The organism is Streptomyces hainanensis, assembly GCF_004348415.1.
GTDB lineage: Bacteria > Actinomycetota > Actinomycetes > Streptomycetales > Streptomycetaceae > Streptomyces > Streptomyces hainanensis.
In genome coordinates this window covers 1-2454 of sequence record NZ_SMKI01000728.1, presented here as the reverse complement: position 1 = coordinate 2454, position 2454 = coordinate 1, and the positions used below count along the sequence as shown (strand labels likewise).

Below are 2454 nucleotides of genomic sequence, written 5' to 3'. Positions count from 1 at the left end.
GAGGCCACCTCGATGGGCCGGGACGCGCTGATCGCCTCGGGGCTCGTACTGTTCGTGCTGACGCTGCTGGTCAACGGCGCGGCCCGGCTGATCATCGCCCGGCGCCGCGAGTACGCGGGGAACGCGGCCGGCACCGGGTCTCCCGCCAGCGCGGCGGCACCATGGCCCGCAGCCGCGCCGTGCTGGGCGTCGGCGTGATCGCCGCCGTCGGCGCGGGCGGCATGGCCACCGCCAACGAGGGCGGCACCAGCGGCGTCCCCGGCATGGGCGCCGCGAGCGACACCATGAGCAACATCCCCGTCGTCGGCAGCCTGCTCGCCGGCGAGCAGGAGGACGCCCCCACCGTCAGCCCGTTCACCGCCGCCGGCATGTCCGACGAGCAGCTGGACTCCGGCCAGACCGACGCGGGCGAGGCGCTGCGCGCCCGCATCATCCAGCAGGCCGACTTCCAGGAGGCCAACGCCGCCGCCCAGACCAGGAGCGCCGCGCTCCAGGCCGCCGAGGTCCAGGCCGCGGGCGACGCCGCCGAGTTGGCCGAGGCCCAGCGCCAGGCCGAGGAGCAGCGGCAGCGCGAGATCGAGGAGGAGCGGCAGCGCCAGGAGGAGGAGCGCCGGCTCGCCGAACTGCGCGCCAGCTACACCCTGCCGCTCAACAGCTACCGCCTCACCGCCAGCTTCGGCCAGAGCGGCTCGATGTGGAGCTCCGGGTCGCACACCGGCCTGGACTTCGCCGCCCCGACCGGCACCCCGATCAGCAACATCCACACCGGCACCGTGCTCGAGGCCGCCTGGGCCGGCTCCTACGGCTACCGCGTCATCATCGAGCAGGAGGACGGCACCGAGGTCTGGTACAACCACCTCTCCTCGATGAGCGTCTCGGCCGGCCAGCAGGTCGACACGGGCGACCGGATCGGCCTGGTCGGCGCCACCGGCAACGTCACCGGCGCCCACCTGCACCTGGAGGTGCGGCCCGGCGGCGGCGCCACGATCGACCCGCTCGCCTGGCTGCGCGGCAAGGGGCAGTCTCTCTGAGTCCTCCGTGGTGGTGGCCGGTCGGCGGTCTACGCTGACCGGCATGACCACCACCACGCACTCGGTCGGCGACCTCCGGGTCTTCCCGCTCTGCCTCGGCGGCAACGTCTTCGGCTGGACCGCGGACGAGGCCGAGTCGTTCGCCGTGCTCGACGCCTACGCCGCGGTCGGCGGCGACTTCCTCGACACCGCCGACTCCTACACCGCCTGGGTGGAGGGCAACAGCGGCGGCGAGTCGGAGACCGTCATCGGCCGCTGGATGGCCAGCCGCGGCAACCGCGACGCGATCGTCGTCGCCACCAAGGTGGGCGCGCACCCCGACTTCAAGGGCCTCGCCGCGTCCACCATCAAGCGCGCCGCCGAGGCGTCGCTGCGCCGCCTCGGCACCGACCGCATCGACCTCTACTACACGCACTTCGACGACGAGTCGGTCGAGGTGTCCGAGATCGTCACCGCCCTCGACGACCTCGTCCGCGAGGGCAAGGTCCGCGAGATCGGCGCCTCCAACATCTCACCGGCCCGCCTCGAAGCCTCCCTCGACTTCTCCACCCGCGAGAACAAGGCCCGCTACGTGGCCCTGCAACCCCACTACAACCTGGTCTCCCGGGACACCTACGAGGGCGAACTCGCCGCCGTCGCCGCCCGCCACGGCCTCGCCGCAATGCCCTACTTCGGGCTCGCCGCCGGCTTCCTCACCGGCAAGTACCGCCCCGGGACCGAGGTCACCAGCGCCCGCTCCGGCCGGGTCGCGAAGTACCTGGAGAGCGAGCGCGGCCGCCGCGTCCTCGCCGCCCTCGACGAGGTGGCCGCCGCCCACTCGGCCGAGGTCGCCACCGTCGCCCTGGCCTGGCTCGCGGCCCAGCCCACCGTCGTCGCGCCCATCGCCAGCGCCCGCACCACCGCCCAGCTCCCCGCCCTCCTCGCGGTGGCCGACCTCGCCCTCACCGACGCCGAACTGGCCCGCCTCACCGAGGCGTCGGGGGAATGAACGAGCTGCGGCTCCACATAGCCGTCGTCGACCAGCAGGTGGAGCTCCGCCCGCTGGTCGACGGCGCCGACCTGCTCGCCACCGCCTTCCCCGACGAACCCGGTACGGACCCCCGCGACCTGCCCCGCCTCGTCGCCACCCCGCAGTCGCACGAGGTCCGTCTCGTCGAGGCCGAGTGCACTGAGAGCTGCTGCGGCGCCCTCCACGTCACCATCACCCGCACCTCCGACCACGTCCGCTGGCACGACTGGCGCAACACGGCCGACCCGGCCCTCGTCCCACCCGAACTCCGCTTCCCCGCCACCGACTACGACGCCGAACTGGCCCGCGCCACCGCGGACTTCTCCTGGGAATGGCCGGCCCGCACCCTGGCCCGCCACCTGGAACCGGCGCTCGCCGCGTCCCCCTGGCTGGCGGGCTGGCACTGCTTCGACC

General features: G+C 73.9%; 2 protein-coding genes and 2 pseudogenes. All 4 read left to right on the top strand.

Annotated features, from left to right (window positions below):
- Positions 1-120: pseudogene (locus tag E1283_RS35285) on the top strand (phosphate ABC transporter permease subunit PstC); the annotation flags it as partial.
- Positions 121-161: 41 nt separating this feature from the next.
- Positions 162-1031, top strand: coding sequence for a M23 family metallopeptidase (locus tag E1283_RS35280; protein ID WP_132822244.1), 870 nt, complete (start codon positions 162-164; stop codon positions 1029-1031).
- A gap of 43 nt (positions 1032-1074) precedes the next feature.
- Entirely contained in the window at positions 1075-2019 is a 945-nt protein-coding gene (locus tag E1283_RS35275; RefSeq protein ID WP_132822243.1) for an aldo/keto reductase, read from the top strand.
- Positions 2016-2454, top strand: a pseudogene (locus E1283_RS35270) (hypothetical protein); the annotation flags it as partial. The gene E1283_RS35275 and the pseudogene E1283_RS35270, both read left to right, overlap by 4 nt.

Excerpts from the sequence above, each read along its gene's own strand:
- E1283_RS35280 (WP_132822244.1), top strand. The coding sequence starts at position 162 with ATGGCCCGCAGCCGCGCCGTGCTGGGCGTCGGCGTGATCGCCGCCGTC.
- E1283_RS35275 (WP_132822243.1), top strand. The coding sequence starts at position 1,075 with ATGACCACCACCACGCACTCGGTCGGCGACCTCCGGGTCTTCCCGCTC.